Annotated in this window: 16 protein-coding genes; 12 read left to right on the top strand and 4 right to left on the bottom strand. The window is 71.6% G+C overall.

Annotated elements, in window-relative coordinates:
- Positions 1 to 436: 436 nt before the first annotated feature.
- The gene (locus SMIR_RS11950) at positions 437 to 1,198 is read left to right on the top strand and encodes a ferritin-like fold-containing protein (protein WP_168495301.1); all 762 of its coding nucleotides are present in this window, start codon (positions 437 to 439) and stop codon (positions 1,196 to 1,198) included.
- Between the two features lie 73 nt (positions 1,199 to 1,271).
- Here SMIR_RS11950 and SMIR_RS11945 read toward each other — a convergent pair whose 3' ends face one another.
- From SMIR_RS11945 to SMIR_RS11930, 4 genes are all read right to left on the bottom strand, one after another.
- Positions 1,272 to 1,541, bottom strand: a complete 270-nt coding sequence (locus SMIR_RS11945; RefSeq protein ID WP_168495303.1) for a hypothetical protein — start codon at positions 1,539 to 1,541, stop codon at positions 1,272 to 1,274.
- A 214-nt stretch (positions 1,542 to 1,755) separates the two neighbouring features.
- Positions 1,756 to 1,983 carry a DUF3107 domain-containing protein gene (locus tag SMIR_RS11940; protein ID WP_028801993.1) on the bottom strand — a complete coding sequence of 76 codons (228 nt, stop codon included), beginning with the start codon at positions 1,981 to 1,983 and terminating at the stop codon, positions 1,756 to 1,758.
- A gap of 146 nt (positions 1,984 to 2,129) precedes the next feature.
- A complete protein-coding gene (locus SMIR_RS11935) occupies positions 2,130 to 2,771 on the bottom strand; it encodes a TetR/AcrR family transcriptional regulator (RefSeq protein ID WP_168495305.1) in 642 nt (213 codons plus the stop codon).
- A gap of 198 nt (positions 2,772 to 2,969) precedes the next feature.
- Entirely contained in the window at positions 2,970 to 3,191 is a 222-nt protein-coding gene (locus SMIR_RS11930) for an Rv3202a family protein (protein ID WP_101400523.1), read from the bottom strand.
- Positions 3,192 to 3,378: 187 nt separating this feature from the next.
- Here SMIR_RS11930 and SMIR_RS11925 point away from each other — a divergent pair, with 187 nt between their 5' ends.
- The 11 genes from SMIR_RS11925 to SMIR_RS11880 all read left to right on the top strand — a co-directional run bounded on the left by SMIR_RS11925 (position 3,379) and on the right by SMIR_RS11880 (position 16,773).
- Positions 3,379 to 4,368 carry an alpha/beta fold hydrolase gene (locus SMIR_RS11925; RefSeq protein WP_168495307.1) on the top strand — a complete coding sequence of 330 codons (990 nt, stop codon included), beginning with the start codon at positions 3,379 to 3,381 and terminating at the stop codon, positions 4,366 to 4,368.
- An 8-nt stretch (positions 4,369 to 4,376) separates the two neighbouring features.
- Positions 4,377 to 6,071 carry a DUF3152 domain-containing protein gene (locus tag SMIR_RS11920; protein WP_249938414.1) on the top strand — a complete coding sequence of 565 codons (1,695 nt, stop codon included), beginning with the start codon at positions 4,377 to 4,379 and terminating at the stop codon, positions 6,069 to 6,071.
- Between the two features lie 68 nt (positions 6,072 to 6,139).
- On the top strand, positions 6,140 to 6,232 hold the full coding sequence (locus SMIR_RS44580; protein ID WP_312639156.1) for an Ms4533A family Cys-rich leader peptide: 93 nt from the start codon (positions 6,140 to 6,142) through the stop codon (positions 6,230 to 6,232).
- Positions 6,233 to 6,411: 179 nt separating this feature from the next.
- Positions 6,412 to 8,130, top strand: a complete 1,719-nt coding sequence (locus tag SMIR_RS11915; RefSeq protein WP_212726976.1) for an ABC transporter substrate-binding protein — start codon at positions 6,412 to 6,414, stop codon at positions 8,128 to 8,130.
- A gap of 4 nt (positions 8,131 to 8,134) precedes the next feature.
- Positions 8,135 to 9,214, top strand: a complete 1,080-nt coding sequence (locus SMIR_RS11910; protein ID WP_211118805.1) for an ABC transporter permease — start codon at positions 8,135 to 8,137, stop codon at positions 9,212 to 9,214.
- A complete protein-coding gene (locus SMIR_RS11905; RefSeq protein ID WP_168495313.1) occupies positions 9,211 to 10,209 on the top strand; it encodes an ABC transporter permease in 999 nt (332 codons plus the stop codon). The genes SMIR_RS11910 and SMIR_RS11905 overlap by 4 nt, the downstream gene beginning before the upstream one ends.
- Positions 10,206 to 11,786 (top strand): dipeptide ABC transporter ATP-binding protein, encoded by a 1,581-nt coding sequence (locus SMIR_RS11900; RefSeq protein WP_212726975.1) that lies wholly within the window; start codon positions 10,206 to 10,208, stop codon positions 11,784 to 11,786. The genes SMIR_RS11905 and SMIR_RS11900 overlap by 4 nt, the downstream gene beginning before the upstream one ends.
- Before the next feature lie 189 nt (positions 11,787 to 11,975).
- Positions 11,976 to 13,727 (top strand): DUF3492 domain-containing protein, encoded by a 1,752-nt coding sequence (locus SMIR_RS11895; protein ID WP_212726974.1) that lies wholly within the window; start codon positions 11,976 to 11,978, stop codon positions 13,725 to 13,727.
- 146 nt (positions 13,728 to 13,873) lie between these two features.
- Entirely contained in the window at positions 13,874 to 14,920 is a 1,047-nt protein-coding gene (locus tag SMIR_RS11890; protein WP_168501286.1) for a hypothetical protein, read from the top strand.
- A gap of 156 nt (positions 14,921 to 15,076) precedes the next feature.
- The gene (locus tag SMIR_RS11885; protein ID WP_168495319.1) at positions 15,077 to 16,036 is read left to right on the top strand and encodes an NAD-dependent epimerase/dehydratase family protein; all 960 of its coding nucleotides are present in this window, start codon (positions 15,077 to 15,079) and stop codon (positions 16,034 to 16,036) included.
- Entirely contained in the window at positions 16,024 to 16,773 is a 750-nt protein-coding gene (locus SMIR_RS11880; RefSeq protein WP_168495321.1) for a spherulation-specific family 4 protein, read from the top strand. The genes SMIR_RS11885 and SMIR_RS11880 overlap by 13 nt, the downstream gene beginning before the upstream one ends.
- The last annotated feature ends 21 nt before the right edge of the window (positions 16,774 to 16,794 follow it).

The raw sequence follows: 16,794 nt of genomic DNA, 5'->3' as shown, positions 1-16,794 counted from the left end.
TTCAAGGGCCTCGGCCGTCTCGGGAAGGATTCCGAGCTCTCGGAAAGTCGTAGTCAGGGTGCTGCCTCTTCTGTGTACGCGGTGCGAGGCGAGCGCGGGGGTCGTGTCGGGGACCGTGCCGGGGACGTCGGCCGCTCTTGACGGGCGGGCCGAGTGGCATGGGACCACTGCCGACGCTCGAGCTCTCGTACCGCTGAGGGTTCCCTCCGGATGTCGTACGCAATGTGCCGTACGGACGAGGAGGGCTGTCGGGTCGGAGCCGATCGGGCCACCGACCGGGCATCCTCATTCGTGCGGCCCGTCGAATACTCGCCGGGCGCATTACCACCATACCCCGGAATCGCGCATATGCGATGGCCGATTTGGTCACGTAGTCGTCGTCACACTGATTGACCAGGGACTTCCCTGTTGCGTCGAGCGGGCTATTGTGCGCTTCATGACGACGCCTGACAACGCCGCTGACCAGTCCGCCGAGGCCACCGACAAGACCACCCCCGCGGCCACCGGAGTCGCCGCGCAGAACTGGGACACGGCCGCCGCCGACCCCCAGTACCGCGCAGCGGTCGTGGACCTGCTCGGAGCGCTCGCGTACGGCGAGTTGGCGGCGTTCGAGCGGCTTGCGGAGGACGCCAAGCTGGCCCCGACGCTCAGTGACAAGGCGGAGCTGGCGAAGATGGCGTCGGCCGAGTTCCACCACTTCGAGCGGCTGCGGGACCGGCTCGCCGCGGTCGGCGCGGAGCCGACCGAGGCGATGGAGCCGTTCGTCGCCGCGCTCGACGGCTTCCACCGGCAGACGGCCCCCTCGGACTGGCTGGAGGGCCTCGTCAAGGCGTTCGTCGGCGACTCGATCGCCAGTGACTTCTACCGGGAGGTCGCCGCACGCCTCGACGCCGACACGCGCGGGCTCGTGCTCAGCGTCCTCGACGACACCGGGCACGCGAGCTTCGCCGTCGAGAAGGTGCGCGCCGCCATCGACGCGGACCCGCGCGTGGGCGGCCGGCTCGCGCTGTGGGCGCGGCGGCTGATGGGCGAGGCGCTGTCGCAGTCGCAGCGGGTCGTCGCGGACCGCGACGCGCTGTCGACGATGCTCGTGGGCGGTGTGGCGGACGGGTTCGACCTCGCGGAGGTCGGCCGGATGTTCTCGCGGATCACCGAGGCCCACACCAAGCGGATGGCGGCACTGGGCCTGGCTGCCTAGAACCGGTCTCCCCGGTTTCCTCGACCATCTCGGGGCTTGCCGTCCTCAGGAGTTTCGCCGTCGCCCGCATCGGTCACGCCGTCGCCGAGCGGCGGCGAAATCTTTCCGCGGGGCGCAGCAGGAGCGACAGCAGCGCGGCGCAGACGATCGCGGCGCCGGCGAGGATGACCAGGAAGTGGCCGGATCCGAGCGCCGTGTGCGTCAGGAAGGCCCCGAACAGGGCTCCGGCGACACCGGTCGACAGGACCAGGCCGCGGCTCGGCAGTCGGTGCGGCAGTCGGTACGCCGCCCACCATGCCAGGGCGAGACCGAGCATCGCGGCGCCGAGCGCTTCCAAGAACATGGTGAGGGTCCCTCCCGCACGGCCGGTGCAAATCGGTCGTAGCGGGTCTACCCCCGAGGTGCGGAACGCAATCCTCCCCTGTGGATGTTCTGTGCTCCATCCGTGGTGGTGAGACCACGTGTACGGGCCCGGCGCGACGCGCGCGGAGGGGCCTGTTCCGCGCATGCGAAGGGGCCCGGTGACAGTGTCACCGGGCCCCTTCCGCTCGCCTGAACTACAGCGCGCTGAATCCCACCTTGCGCTGCGTGGGCTCGCCGAGCTCCACGTACGCGAGGCGGTCGGCCGGAACCAGGACCTTGCGGCCGTGGTCGTCCACGAGGCTCAGCAGCTGCGACTTGCCGGCCAGCGCCTCGGACACCGCGCGCTCGACCTCTTCCGGGGTCTGACCGCTCTCCAGAACGATCTCGCGGGGCGCGTGCTGCACGCCGATCTTGACCTCCACGGCTTTGTCCCTCCGACGGTCAGTCATGTGCGCGTCTCTCCGCGCCGTACGCTGCACACATTAGCCCGGTGAGGGGACGTGCACGTTCCGGCCGAGAACGCCAAGAGCGAACAGCGGACGGGAACAAAGAGACGGTCAGGCGTGCGTCAGTGGTGATCGGTCCCGTGCAGCGGGAAACCCGCGATACCCCGCCAGGCCAGTGACGTCAGCAGCTGCACCGCCTGGTCGCGCGGGACGCTGCGGTCGCTGTGCAGCCAGGAGCGGGCCACCACCTGTGCGAGGCCGCCCAGGCCCGAGGCTAGGAGCATCGACTCGGCACGCGAGAGACCGGTGTCCTCCGCGATGACCTCGCAGATCGCCTCCGCGCACTCGTGCGTGACCTTGTCGACGCGCTCGCGGACCGCGGGCTCGTTCGTCAGGTCGGACTCGAAGACGAGCCGGAAGGCGCCGCCGTCGTCCTCGACGTACGCGAAGTAGGCGTCCATGGTGGCGCGGACGCGCAGCGAGTTGTCCGTGGTGGACGCGAGCGCCGTCCGTACCGCCTGCAGCAGGGACTCGCAGTGCTGGTCCAGCAGCGCGAGGTACAGGTCGAGCTTGCCCGGGAAGTGCTGGTAGAGAACCGGCTTGCTGACGCCCGCGCGCTCGGCGATGTCGTCCATGGCGGCCGAGTGATACCCCTGCGCAACGAATACTTCCTGGGCGGCGCCGAGGAGCTGGTTGCGTCGGGCACGGCGCGGCAGGCGAGTGCCCCGCGGGCGTGCCGCCTCTGTCTGCTCGATGGCTGTCACGCCGCCTCCCAAAATTGTCCACATGCGGTGTGCGCCGCGCCGCCATCGTACTTTTCGGTAACCCCGCTGTGCGCGGTGCGAGCGCAGAATTTCACGGACCGGACGCGTGCGATAACGACACAGAGGGTGATGAACAGGGTGAGAAGGGCGTGAAGCCGTGCCGGATACCGCTGGTCGGCGGGGTCCGGTCACATACGGTCATCCCCTGTAGTCGTCCTCGTTGAGCCGGACGACCCTGGCCTGCTCGGCGAGGTCGGCCTCGTTGGCGTTGAGGGGGTCACCGGGGGGTTCCGGGTCGATGTCGTCCGCCGGATCCAGTTCGCTGAGCTGCTCGGCGAGATCCGCCTCCGGGGCTTCCGGGTCAACGATCTCCCGGAACCGGTCGTCGAAGGTCTCGGGGTCTGTCGGGTCGACTGTCATGGTTCCTCTTCCCGAGCGGTGCGAGTGCGCTCCTGGTGTACGGATCCTGAGGTTCGGATCCTGACGTACGTACGAGTGCCCTCGTTCGAAGCCTAGGAGACACCCGATCGGGGCGCTAGACGATCCGCGCACGATCTGTGACAGCGAACACACGAACCACTGCGTGATCGTCTCGTAACATTGCCGCATGTCTTCGACCGAGCTGCCCGCCGCGCTGGCCACCACCGTCACGCCGAGGGTCGGGACCGTCCGGGTCGCGGAGGGGGAGCGCCTGCGATCGGTCGGTCTGCCCGGGATCACCCTGACTGTGCGTTCGAGACCACCCGCGCGCGAGGGACTGCCGCCCGCCCTGTACGTCCATGGGCTGGGCGGTTCCTCGCAGAACTGGTCGGCGCTGATGCCGCTGCTCGACGGGCTCGTGGACAGCGAGGCGCTCGATCTGCCCGGCTTCGGGGACTCGCCGCCGCCGGACGATGGCAACTACTCGGTGACCGGGCACGCGCGCGCGGTCATCCGTTATCTCGACGCGGCCGAGCGCGGCCCCGTGCACCTCTTCGGGAACTCGCTCGGCGGAGCGGTCGCGACGCGCGTCGCCGCCGTACGCCCCGACCTGGTCGAGACGCTCACCCTGATCTCGCCCGCGCTCCCGGAGATCCGCGCGCAGCGCACCGCGTGGCCGACCGCGCTGCTCTCGGTGCCGGGGGTGGCGCGGCTGTTCACCCGGCTCACCAAGGACTGGAGCGCCGAGCAGCGCGTCCGCGGGGTCATGGCGCTCTGTTACGGCGACCCCGGCATGGTGACGCCCGAGGGGTTCCGCGACGCGGTCGAGGAGATGGAGCGGCGGCTCGCGCTGCCCTACTTCTGGGACGCCATGGCGCGTTCGTCGCGCGGCCTCGTGAACGCGTACACGCTGGGCGGCCAGCACGGTCTGTGGCGCCAGGCCGAGCGGGTGCTCGCGCCGACGCTGCTCGTCTACGGCGGCCGTGACCAGCTCGTCGCCTACCGCATGGCCCGGCGCGCGGCGCGCGCCTTCCGCGACTCCCGGCTGCTGTCGCTGCCGGACGCGGGCCATGTCGCGATGATGGAGTACCCGGAGACGGTGGCCTCGGCGTTCCGCGAACTCCTCGCGGAATCAGGCGAGTTGACCTCCCCTGCCGGCGCGGACGCGGGGAGCTGAGGCGGGGCGTGGGACGTCACAGTCGCCGGGGGCGGGCCGCTAAGAGCGATACGGGGGAGATGCCGAGGGTTCCGGCACCCGGTGCCGCACCGGGCACGGCTCAAGGGGTGGCACCGGGTACGGGTCCGGCGGCGACCTCGCCGCAGGGGGCCACGCGCGGCCCCCTGGGCCCACAGCCACCGGGGCCTCGACGCCCCGCGCCGAGCGGCACTCCGCTGCCAGGAGCTCCCCGCCCTCAGGACGGGACTCCGGCGCGCGGTGTGCCGCGCTATCCGGACGGGACCCCCGCGCATGGTGTCCCGCGTTATCCCGATGGCACGCCGGCCCACGGCATCCCGCGGATGGCGAACGGGACGCCGTCGCAGGGCGTTCCGCGTCTCCCGGACGGGACTCCGGCGCATGGTGTGCCGCGCTACCCGGACGGGACCCCGGCCCACGGTGTCCCGCGCTTTCCGGATGGGACTCCGGCGCACGGTGTCCCGCGGTTCGCCGATGGGACGCCCGCGCACGGCATCCCCCGTATGACGGGCGGTACGCCCGCTCGTGATGTGCCCCGGTCGCCGGACGGTACCCCCGTGCGTGGTGTGCCCCAGGCGCGTGCGGGACACCCCGAACAGCGTGAACCCGGCGGTGGCTGGGGCGCGTTCAGGGGTGGCCCGCGGACGGCTGGGGCCGAGGGCGGCGGGCCTCAGGCCATGCCGCAGGGGGCGCCCCAAGGCATGCCTCAGGGGGCACCCGGACCGCGCATCCCCCGGCAGCGGCAGGAGGCCGACGCCGGGCTCGGGCCCGGCCCGGGGCTCCGGCAGGCCTACGTCGACGCCTTCGAAGAGAGCGAGAGCGAGAACGGGCGCAGGGCCGGGAGCGACGAGCCGGGGACCGAGGAGGCGGAAAAGGGCAAGGGCGTCAAGGGGCGGGCGTTCACCGGAATCGCCGCGGCCGCCGTCACCACCGTGCTCGCCGTAGTGGTGGCCGGACAGGTGGCCGCCGGGCGGCACGACGCCACCGCGCAGACGCAGTCCGCCGGCGGTGGACTGGACGCCCGCGCGTCCACCTCGCCCGGGGGTACCGGGGCGACCCCGTCCGTGACGCCGAGCGCGACACCGCTGACGTACGACCAGAAGATGGGTGTGAAGTACGCGCTCAGCGCCACCCTCAAGGGCTCGGGGAAGTTCGACGCCGTCCCCGGGTTCGACAAGGCCCCCGGAAAGGGGCAGAAGTACACGTACCGGGTGGACGTGGAGCGGGGTCTCGGCCTCGACGCCACCCTGTTCGCGCAGGCCGTCCAGAAGACGCTGAACGACAAACGGAGTTGGGCCCACAACGGCGCCCGTACCTTCGAACGGATCTACACCGGCAAGCCCGACTTCGTGATCACGCTGGCCAGCCCCGGCACCACCGCCGAGTGGTGCGCCAAGTCCGGGCTGGACACGACCGAGGACAACGTGTCGTGCGACTCGGCCTCCACCGAGCGCGTGATGATCAACGCGTACCGCTGGGCGCAGGGCTCCAAGACCTACGGTGACGCGATTCACCCGTACCGGCAGATGCTCATCAACCACGAGGTCGGCCACCGCCTCGGATACGGCCATGTCACCTGCGACAAGGACGGCGAGCTCGCGCCCGTCATGCAGCAGCAGACCAAGTTCCTCGACCATGACGGAATCCACTGTCGGGCCAACCCCTGGCCCTACCCGGGGAGTTGACGGAGGGGCCGCGGGGGGCCACTGGGGCCACGTTGACATGCTCTGAAAGTTCGTTCATATTTTTGCGCATGTGGTCTAGTCATGCCGTCCGTCGCGCCGCCATCGAGCTGGCGCTGATTGGTGTGACCGCGCTCTGCGTGGCAGACATCCACTGTCGCTGACGCCCGCCCTTGGCGTGTGCGTCGTGCTTCCGCTTCCGTCGTGACCGTAGGTGACCGTATTGGTCACTGGTTTTCCGACTTCGCGACCCTTTTTGACGACCTGACGCCGGGGCAGACGTCCGTTCACTTCCGTCTCACTCCTCGTCAATCCGTCTCATCATTCGAGAGGTCGTCTTCCGATGCGTCAACCGTCCGTCATAGCCCGCCGCGTGGCCGCGGCATCCGTCACCCTGGTCGTGGCAGCGGGCGCGGCCGCCTGCGGGCCGAAGGACAACGATGCCAAGGGCGCCGGTGGCGACTCCAAGCCCCAGAAGGGAGGCACGCTCACCGTCCTCAACGCCAACCCGCAGGAGGACTTCGACCCGGCGCGCCTCTACACCTCCGGCGGCGGCAACGTCCCCTCCCTCGTCTTCCGTACGCTGACCACGCGCAACCGTGAGAGCGGCGCCGCCGGCGCCGAGGTCGTCCCCGACCTCGCCACCGACACCGGCCGCCCGAGCGAGAACGCGACCGTGTGGACGTACACCCTGAAGAAGGGCCTCAAGTACGAGGACGGCACGCCGATCACCTCCGCCGACATCAAGTACGGCATCGAGCGCTCCTTCGCGGCCGAGCTCTCCGGCGGCGCCCCCTACCTGCGGGACTGGCTGATCGGTGGCGCCGACTACCAGGGGCCGTACAAGGACAAGAAGGGCCTCGCCTCGATCGAGACCCCGGACGACCTGACCATCGTCTTCCACCTCAACAAGCCCGAGGGCGAGTTCCCCTACCTCGCCACGCAGACCCAGTTCACGCCCGTCCCGAAGGCCAAGGACAACGGGACGAAGTACGAGCAGCACCCGATCTCCTCCGGCCCGTACAAGGTCGTCAAGAACGAGAACGACGGCGAGCGGATCACCCTGGAGCGCAACCCGTACTGGTCCGCGGCGACCGACGCCGAGCGCAAGGCCTACCCGGACAAGATCGACGTACGGTCGGGCCTGGACTCCTCCGTGATCAACCAGCGGCTGTCCGCGTCCCAGGGCGCGGATGCCGCCGCCGTCACCACGGACACCAACCTCGGTCCGGCCGAGCTGGCCAAGGTGACGGGTGACAAGGCGCTGGCGGCACGCGTCGGCACCGGGCACTTCGGCTACACCAACTACATCGCCTTCAACCCGAAGGTGAAGCCGTTCGACGACCCGAAGGTGCGGCAGGCGATCGCATACGCCGTCGACCGTTCGTCGGTGATCAACGCGGCGGGTGGTTCGTCGCTGGCCGAGGCCGCGACCACGTACCTGCCGAACCAGAAGTCCTTCGGCTACACGCCCTACGACCACTTCCCGGCGGGCGCGTCCGGCAACCCGGCCAAGGCCAAGGAGCTGCTGAAGGAGGCGGGTCACCCGAACGGGATCACCGTCACCCTCACGCACTCCAACGACAAGGACTTCGAGACCAGCCCGGAGATCGCGACCGCCCTCCAGGACGCCCTGAAGAAGGCCGGTATCACGGTCAAGCTCCAGGGACTGGAGATCAACGACTACAAGGACAAGATCCACAGCGTCAAGAGCGAGCCGGGCTTCTTCCTCGCCCACTGGGGTGCCGACTGGCCCTCCGGCGGTCCCTTCCTGGCCCCGATCTTCGACGGCCGTCAGATCGTCAAGGACGGCGCGAACTTCAACACCGGCTTCCTCAACGACAAGTCCGTCAACGACGAGATCGACGCGATCAACAAGTTGACGAATCTTGACGAGGCCGCGAAGCGCTGGGGCGCACTGGACAAGAAGATCGGCGAGCAGGCCCTGACCGTGCCGCTGTTCCACCCCGTCTACAAGCGCCTGTACGGCAACGCGGTCAAGAACATCGTGATCAGTGACTGGACCGGCGTGCTGGACATCTCCCAGGTCGCGGTGAAGTAGCGCCGTGAGCGAGGCAATCGTCGCCTCTCAGGCCCCCGGGACGGACCCCGCGTCCGTCCCGGGGGCCTCGGGGGCCCGTCAGTTCTGGCGGCGGCTGCGCACGCAGCGCGCCGCCCTCGTCGCGGCGGCCGTCGTCGCGCTGCTCGTCCTGCTCGCACTCGCCGCCCCGCTGCTCACGGCGATCGAGGGCCAGGATCCGACCACCTACCACCCGTCCCTGATCGACTCCGCGCGCGGCGGCGTTCCAGTGGGCTCGTTCGGCGGCGTCAGCGGCGACCACTGGCTCGGCGTCGAACCGCAGACCGGCCGCGACCTCTTCGCCCGGCTCGTGTACGGCGCCCGGGTCTCGCTGGGAGTCGCGCTGGGGGCGACCGTCGTACAGGTCCTCGTCGGTGTCGTGGTGGGCGTCGCGGCCGCACTCGGCAACCGATGGATCGATCAACTGTTGAGCCGGATCACCGACATCTTCGTCGCGATGCCGTTGATGATCATGTCGCTGGCCCTGCTGGCGATCGTGCCCAGCAGCTTCCCGCGGCCCTTGCTGGTCGCGCTCGTCATCGGCCTGATCGCCTGGGGCAACACCGCGAAGATCGTGCGCGCCCAGACCCTCACCCTCAAGGGGCTGGACTACGTCTCCGCCGCGCGGCTCAGCGGCTGGAACACCTGGCGCATCGCCCGCCGTGAACTCCTGCCCGGACTGGCCGCCCCCGTCATCACCTATGCCGCGCTCCTCGTACCCATGAACATCTCCGCCGAGGCCGCGCTGTCCTTCCTCGGCGTCGGAGTGAAGCCCCCGACGCCGTCCTGGGGGCAGATGCTCACGGCCGCCGACGTCTGGTACCAGGCGGCCCCGCAGTACCTGCTGCTGCCCGCCGGGGCGCTCTTGGTGACGGTGCTGGCCCTGACCGTCCTCGGCGACGGTGTCCGCACTGCCCTGGACCCGCGCGCGGCCTCGCGCCTGCGCGTCGGCACGGGCCGCAAGCGGGAGGCCAAGGCGGACGCGAACACCAGGAAGGCCAAGGCGGACGCGAGTGCCGAGAAGGCCGCGGCGGACGCGAGCGCCAAGAAGGAGGCCAAGGCATGAGCGGCTTCGGAGGATTCGTCCTGCGCCGCGTCGTCGGCACCGTGATCACCCTGCTCGCCATCTCGGTGATCGTCTACGTCGTCTTCTACGCCACCCCCGGCAACGTCGCCCAGATCACCTGCGGCCCGCGCTGCTCTCCGGAACAAGTGCACCAGGTCGCCCAGCAGTTGAGGCTCGACGACCCGCTGTACGTGCGCTACTGGCACTTCCTGCAGGGCATCCTCGTCGGACAGGACTTCTCCACTGGCACCTCGATGGAGCACTGCTCGGCACCCTGTCTCGGCCTGTCGTACCAGGGCGACACCCAGGTCACCCAGCTGATCCTGGCGAAGCTGCCGGTCAGTCTGTCCCTCGTGTTCGGCGCGATGGTGCTGTGGCTGATCCTCGGCGTCGGCACCGGCATCCTCTCCGCGTGGCGGCGCGGCCGGCTCACCGAGCGTGTACTGACCGGCATCACCCTCGCGGGCGTCGCCACGCCGGTCTTCGTGATCGGCCTGGTGCTCATGATCGTCGTCTGCGGCCAGCTGCAACTGCTGCCCTTCCCGCAGTACGTCAGCCTCACCGACGACCCCGAACAGTGGGCCTGGAACCTGCTGCTGCCCTGGCTCTCCCTCGCCCTCATCGAGGCCGCCGCGTTCGCCCGGCTGACCAGGGCCGCGATGCTGGAGACCCTCGCCGAGGATCACATCCGGACCTTCCGGGCGTACGGCGTCGGCGAGCGGTCGATCATCGGGCGGCACGCGCTGCGCGGGGCGTTCGCGCCGATCATCGCGCTGAACGCCAACAACGTCGGCTCGGCGGTCGGCGGCGCGGTGCTCACCGAGACGCTCTTCGGACTGCCCGGCATCGGACAGGAGTTGGTGCACGCGGTGAACGTCGTCGACCTGCCGGTGGTCGTCGGCATGGTCCTGGTCATCGGCTTCTTCGTGGTCATCGCCAACGCCGTCGCGGACGTGCTGTACGCGGTGGCCGACCGACGGGTGGTGCTCGTATGAGCTTGGTGGACGTCACGGATCTGACGGTCGAGTTCGGGTCCCTGCGCGCTGTGGACGGCCTCTCCTTCAGCCTGGAGCAGGGCGCCGCCCTGGCGCTGGTCGGCGAGTCCGGCTCGGGCAAGTCCACGGTCGCCTCGGCCCTCCTGGGGCTGCACCGCGGTACGGGAGCCGACGTCGGCGGCTCGGTGCGCGTGGCCGGCATCGACGTACAGGAGGCGTCCGACGCCGAACTGCGGCGGCTGCGCGGCGGGAAGGCCGCCATGGTCTTCCAGGACCCCCTGTCGTCCCTCGACCCGTACTACGCGGTCGGCGACCAGATCGCCGAGGTGTACCGGGCGCACGTGAAGGCCTCCCGGCGCGCCGCACGCGCGCGTGCCGTCGAGGTGCTCGACCGCGTCGGCATCCCGGACGCCGCGCGCCGGGCGCGCTCCCGCCCGCATGAGTTCAGCGGCGGAATGCGCCAGCGCGCGCTGATCGCGATGGCGCTGGCCTGCGAACCCGACCTGCTGATCGCCGACGAGCCGACCACGGCCCTCGACGTGACCGTCCAGGCCCAGATCCTCGACCTGCTGCACACCCTGCGCGAGGAGACCGGAATGGGCCTGCTCCTCGTCACGCACGACGTGGGCGTCGCCGCCGAGAGTGTCGACGAGATCCTGGTCATGCGGCACGGGCGGGCCGTCGAGCACGGCCTCGTCGGCGCCGTCCTGGGGGCGCCCGCGCAGGCGTACACCCAGGAGCTCCTCGGCGCGGTGCCCCGCGTGGACGCGCCGCGCACCGGCTCCGAGGCGACGGAGGAGGTCGTTCTCGAGGCGAGCGGCCTGCGGCGCGAATTCGGCCGCGGGAAGAAGGCGTTCGCGGCCGTCGACGATGTGTCGCTGACGATCCACCGGGGCGAGACCCTCGGGATCGTGGGTGAGAGCGGCAGCGGCAAGACCACCCTGGGACGGATGCTCGTAGGGCTGCTGGCGCCCACGGCGGGGGAGGTCAAGCCGGGCGGAGGCGTGCGCCCGGACGTTCAGATGGTCTTCCAGGACCCCGTCTCCTCCCTCAACCCGCGTCGCAGCGTGGGCGAGTCGATCGCCGATCCGCTGCGCGCCCGCGGGGAACACGAGGAGGGGCGCATCCGGGGGCGCGTACGGGGACTGCTGGAGCGCGTGGGGCTCGAAGCGGCGCACTACGACCGTTACCCGCACGAGTTCAGCGGCGGACAGCGCCAGCGCGTCGGCATCGCCCGGGCGCTCGCCGCCGACCCACGCGTCATCGTCTGCGACGAGCCGGTCTCCGCGCTCGACGTCACCACCCAGGCCCAGGTGGTCGCCCTGCTCGCCGAACTGCAGCGGGAACTCGGGCTCGCGCTCGTGTTCGTGGCGCACGACCTCGCGGTCGTCCGCCAGGTCAGCGACCGGGTCGCGGTGATGCGACGCGGTCGGATCGTCGAGTACGGACCCGCCGACGAGGTGTACGAGTCTCCGCGCGACCCGTACACCAAGCAGCTGCTGGCCGCCGTACCGGCACTGGATCCGGAGGTCGCGGCACAGCGACGGACGGTCCGGAGGCAGCTGACGACGGTGTGATGCAACGTGACTGCTTGATCTCGTAGCGCGACGGAACGCGACCCGCACGGGAAAGTTACGACCGTTCACCCCTTTTGGTGGCGCGATGGACAACCGTCCGTCGCGCCACCGCCATGTACGCATACGTTCTTCCCGCTGCGAGCCGCCGGGTCAACGGCGGCTCCCCATAGGGAGATCGGGGGTGCACTGGTGCGCATCGGACTGCTTACGGAGGGTGGCTATCCGTATGTGAGCGGTGACGCCAGACTCTGGTGCGACCGGCTCGTGCGCGGGCTAGAGCAGCACGAGTTCGACATCTACGCGCTCAGCCGCAGCGAGCGGCAGGAGGACGAGGGCTGGATCCAGCTGCCGCCGCAGGTCAGCCGGGTGCGGACGGCTCCGCTGTGGACGGCCGAGGACGACGGCGTGGTACACGGGCGACGGGCGCGTCGGCGGTTCGCCGAGTGCTTCGGGGAACTGGTGGCGACGGTGTGTGCCACGCCGGCGATCCTCGACGGCTCGGAGGCCCCTGGCGGTGCGGAGGCCTCCGGCGGTGTGGAGGCCCCTGGCGGTGTGGAGGCGGACCGTTTCGGCAGTGCGCTGTACGGGCTCGCGGAACTGGCCCGCGACGAGGGCGGGCTGGTCGGGGCGCTGCGCTCCGAAGGGGCCGTGCGCGCCCTGGAGCGCGCCTGTCGTGCGCCCGGCGCACTGCGTGCCGCGCGTACCGCGCGCGTGCTCGACCTGCTGTCCGTCGCCGCTCACATCGAGCGCGCCCTGCGCCCCCTCTCGCTGGACTGGTACGCGGACGACGGGCTCGGCTCGGTCGACCTCTGCCACGCGGCGGCCGGTGGCGAGGCCGCCCTGCCCGGCCTGCTCGCCCTGCACTTCGCCGGGGTGCCGCTGCTGGTCACGGAGTACGGCGTGCAGCTGCGGGCGCACTACCTCGCCTCCTCCGCCGCCGAGGAGTCCCCCGCGGTACGGGCGCTGCTCGCCGCCTTCCACGGCGCGCTGGCCGCCGAGGTCTACCGCCGGGCCGCGCTCATCACGCCCGGCAACACCCACGCGCGCCGCTGGCAGGAGCGCTGCGGCGCCGACCGCGCCAAACTGCGCACCGTCTACCCCGGCATGGAGGCCGCCCGCTTCGCGGAGGTGGGCGAACGGGCCGACGGCTCCGGATGCGAGGAGCCGGACACCCTGGTCTGGGTCGGCCGCATCGAGCCGGCCAAGGACCTGATCTCACTGCTGCACTCCTTCGCCGAGGTCCGCAAGGAGGCACCGAAGACCCGGCTGCGGATGGTCGGCGCACCCGCCGACGGGCCGGAGGGCGCGCTGTACCTGGCTCACTGCAAAGCGCTGGCCGCCCAGCTCTTCCCCGACGAGGCGGAGGGCGTGCACGCGGTCGGCGACAACCCGGTGTCCTTCGAGGAGATCGGCGATCCGGAGGTCCCGAGCCTCGCGGAGGCGTACGCGTCCGGCGCCGTGGTCGTCCTCTCGAGCGTCGTCGAAGGCTTCCCGATCAGCCTGGTCGAGGCCATGTTCTGCGGCCGCGCCACCGTGTCCACGGACGTCGGCGCGGTCGTCGAAGTCATCGGCGGTACGGGGCTGGTGGTGCCGCCGCGCAATCCGCGGGCGCTCGCCGAGGCCTGCGTGGCGCTGCTGCGCGACCCCGAACGGCGTGCACGCCTGGGCGCGGCGGCCCGCGCGCGAGCCCTCGAACTCTTCACGGTCGAGCAGAACATCGCGGCATTTCACGGCATTTACCTGGAGATCGTCTCGCGCTCCCCGGTCCGGCGGCTCGTCGTGGACGACGCGGGAGACCCCCTGCCGTTCGGCGTGACGGCCGAGGCCCACGTACCCGGCCGGTGGACCGAGGCCCGCCTCATGGCCACGGGACACCCGCGCTGGGCGGCAGGGGCACCGGTGCGCGCCACAGCTCCGCTGTCCGCGGGGGAGGGGGCGTGATGAGCGAACTCGTACGGGACGGCTCGGGCGGTGCACGCGGGGACGCCGGGGGTGACCCGGGGGGCGACTCCGTCGGCGACCCGGGAGGCGCGCGCACATCCCTCGGCGGTGGTCGCCGCGGCGCCGTGGACCCCGTGAAGGCGCTGATGCACCGGCATCGTGAACTCTGCGAGCGCGCCGTCGACCCCCTGGAGATCGCGGCGGGCCTGGAGGCGCACGGGGTGACCGACCGCACCGCCGTACGGTTCCGGCACCGGGACGTCTTCTCGCTCGCCGAGGAGATGTACGCGCGCGTCGCCCGCGACTCGGACCCGGTGCCGAGGCCCGTGGCCCCCGAACACCCCGGCGCGCGCGCCGACTGGGCCGTGCTCTCCCTGCTGCCGGGCGCCCTGTACGCGGCGACCGTGGCCGGGCTGCGGCTCACCGAGGGGCAGCCGCGCCTCGCGGTCGCCGCCGTCGGCACCCTCGCCGTGACGCTCGGCCTGCGCGCCGCGCTGCGCCGAGGTCCCCTCAGCACCACGCACCGCACGACGAGCGGCACCCGTGCCTGGACCTGCTGGCTGATCGCGTACGCCCTGCTCGGTGACGCACTGCTGAGCGTCGGCATCGAAGGCGGCCCCGACGGCCCCTGGCCCCCGGCCACCGCACCCGTGCTGGCCCTCGCCCTGGCGTGCGCCCCCGCGGCCTGGTGCGCCCACCTCTTCACCGCGGGCGCCCGCCGCAAACTGACCGCGAGCCGAGACCTGGAGGAGTTCGCCGTCTCCGTACGGCCCCTGCTCCTGGTGGTGTTCGCCCTGTTCCTCTGCGCCCTGGGCGGGCTGCTCGCACTGTGCCGGGAGGCACCGAGCGAGCCCGGTGCCTACAACGGGCCCAGCGCGTACGCCGGAGCAGGCGCCCTCGGCGCGCTGCTGCTGCTCGCGCGCCTGCTCACGACGCGCGGCTTCACCCACGCCCCGGCCGTCGTCCTCGGCGCCGCGGGCGCGGCCGAAGTGACCGCCCTCACCACGGTCTTCGCGGCCCGCCTGCCCGGCTGTTCGTTCGTCGCCACCCCCGTCGAGACCATCGCCGGCGCCTGGGGTCCGGGCGCCGTTCCGGCCCTGGCGTGCGGCGCGGCCGCGCTCGTCCTCCTGATCCACGCGACCCGCACCCTGACCCGGGCCTCGGCCCACGCCACACCGGGCGGGACGCCATGAGCCGCGACCGGCGCCCGAGGGTCCAGCCCTCGTGCCGGGCGCACCCTCCCGCGGGGCCGACACCGCGGGCGCTCCGTCCGACCCACGGCACCACCCCGAAGGAGAACGCCAGATGATCACCTCCCGAACCGGAGAATCCGCCCCGGGAGCCGCCCGATGAGAGTCCTGCTGATCGGAGCCAACGGATACCTCGGCCGTTTCGTCGCCGACAGACTGCTCGCCGATCCGGCCGTGCAGCTCACCGCGCTCGGTCGGGGCGACGACGCCGACGTACGGTTCGACCTCGCCTCGGGCAGCCCCGGCGCCCTCACCCGCTTCCTGGACGCGGTGCACCCCGGGGTCGTCATCAACTGCGCGGGCGCCACCCGCGGCGGAGCCCGCGAACTGACCCGGCACAACACCGTCGCCGTCGCCACCGTCTGCGAGGCCCTGCGCCGCAGCGGCTGCGGCGCCCGCCTGGTGCAGATCGGCTGCGGCGCCGAGTACGGGCCCAGCCAGCCCGGCTCCTCCACGGCCGAGGACGCCGTACCGCGCCCCGGCGGCCCGTACGGCGTCAGCAAGCTCGCCGCCACCGAACTGGTCCTCGGCTCCGGACTCGACGCCGTCGTCCTGCGCGTCTTCTCGCCCGCGGGCCCCGGCACCCCCGCCGGATCCCCGCTCGGCCGCCTCGCCGAGGCCCTGCGCCGCGCCATGCAGTCCGGCGACGGCGAACTCAAACTCGGCGGACTCGGCGTCCAGCGCGACTTCATCGATGTCCGTGATGTCGCCCGCGCCGTGCACGCCGCCTCGCTCTCCGCCGCGCAGGGCGTCATCAACATCGGCTCGGGCCGCGCTGTCCGTCTGCGCGACGCCGCCGCCGTCCTCGCCCGTGTGGCCGGCTACGGGGGCACGCTGCACGAACTCGACGGCCCGCCCGGACCCATGAGGTCGTCCATCGGCCACCCCCGCACCGAACCGGATCACGGGGCGCCGGTCGCGTACCCCTACCCGGACGGCTGCGGCAGCTGGCAGCAGGCCGATGTGCGCACCGCACGAGACCGGCTCGGCTGGCGGCCCCGGATCAACCTCGAGGAATCCCTCGCCGATATCTGGATGGAGGCTGCATGTCGTATCTGACCAGCGCCGCGACGGGCATAGCGAGCACGGACTTACGGGTCGGCCTCGGCGTCCCCGGCTATGCGCACCCCCTCGTCGCTCCGGCCGAGTGGGGCGAACTCACCCGCCCCGGCACCCCCGTGCACTGGGCCGTCCTGAACGTGGCCAACGGTCCCGGCACCCGCCCCGACCCGCACTGCCTGGAGGCCGCCGGCCGACTCCGCAACGCGGGCGTGCGCGTCCTGGGACACCTGGACGTGACGTACGGCGCACGCGCCTTCGCCGAGGTGATATCCGACGCACGCCGGTATCTCGACTGGTACCGGGTCGGCGGGTTCCTCCTGCACCGCTGCCCCACCGAGCGCGCCGCGCTCCCCGAGGTCCGCCGGGCGGCCACCACGCTGCGCACGCTCCTCGACGACGCGCACCTCGTCCTCGGCCACGGCACCCACCCTTACCCCGGCTATGCCGAAAGCGCCGACCAGCTGGTGACCTTCTCCGGCACCTGGAGCGACTACCGCTGGTCGCAGGTGGCCGAGTGGACCGCCGACTATCCGCCCGAGCGCTTCTGCCACTTCGTGCACGGGATACCGCGCGGGCATCTCGACGAGGCGCTGCGCATCGCGCGCTGGCAGGGCGCCGCCACGATCTACTTCACCGACCGCACGGATCACGGTGGACGGGCCGACCCGTGGGAGACGATGCCCGGCTACTGGGACGAAATCGTCTCGCGGATCGGAACGGGTGTCTCGGAATGAAGAAGGGCGTGGCAGTGTTAC

The sequence above is a fragment of the Streptomyces mirabilis genome (assembly GCF_018310535.1).
Lineage (GTDB): Bacteria > Actinomycetota > Actinomycetes > Streptomycetales > Streptomycetaceae > Streptomyces.
The sequence above is the reverse complement of the archived record's forward strand: the minus strand, read 5'-3'. Positions and strand labels throughout refer to the sequence as shown.

What these genes read in the sequence shown, in the direction of transcription:
- SMIR_RS44580 (WP_312639156.1), top strand. Translation starts at nt 6,140, where the DNA reads ATGTGGTCTAGTCATGCCGTCCGTCGCGCCGCCATCGAGCTGGCGCTG.
- SMIR_RS11900 (WP_212726975.1), top strand. Translation starts at nt 10,206, where the DNA reads ATGAGCTTGGTGGACGTCACGGATCTGACGGTCGAGTTCGGGTCCCTG.
- SMIR_RS11945 (WP_168495303.1), bottom strand. Translation starts at nt 1,541, where the DNA reads ATGTTCTTGGAAGCGCTCGGCGCCGCGATGCTCGGTCTCGCCCTGGCA.
- SMIR_RS11885 (WP_168495319.1), top strand. Translation starts at nt 15,077, where the DNA reads ATGAGAGTCCTGCTGATCGGAGCCAACGGATACCTCGGCCGTTTCGTC.
- SMIR_RS11930 (WP_101400523.1), bottom strand. Translation starts at nt 3,191, where the DNA reads ATGACAGTCGACCCGACAGACCCCGAGACCTTCGACGACCGGTTCCGG.
- SMIR_RS11925 (WP_168495307.1), top strand. Translation starts at nt 3,379, where the DNA reads ATGTCTTCGACCGAGCTGCCCGCCGCGCTGGCCACCACCGTCACGCCG.
- SMIR_RS11890 (WP_168501286.1), top strand. Translation starts at nt 13,874, where the DNA reads ATGCACCGGCATCGTGAACTCTGCGAGCGCGCCGTCGACCCCCTGGAG.
- SMIR_RS11915 (WP_212726976.1), top strand. Translation starts at nt 6,412, where the DNA reads ATGCGTCAACCGTCCGTCATAGCCCGCCGCGTGGCCGCGGCATCCGTC.
- SMIR_RS11905 (WP_168495313.1), top strand. Translation starts at nt 9,211, where the DNA reads ATGAGCGGCTTCGGAGGATTCGTCCTGCGCCGCGTCGTCGGCACCGTG.
- SMIR_RS11880 (WP_168495321.1), top strand. Translation starts at nt 16,024, where the DNA reads ATGTCGTATCTGACCAGCGCCGCGACGGGCATAGCGAGCACGGACTTA.
- SMIR_RS11950 (WP_168495301.1), top strand. Translation starts at nt 437, where the DNA reads ATGACGACGCCTGACAACGCCGCTGACCAGTCCGCCGAGGCCACCGAC.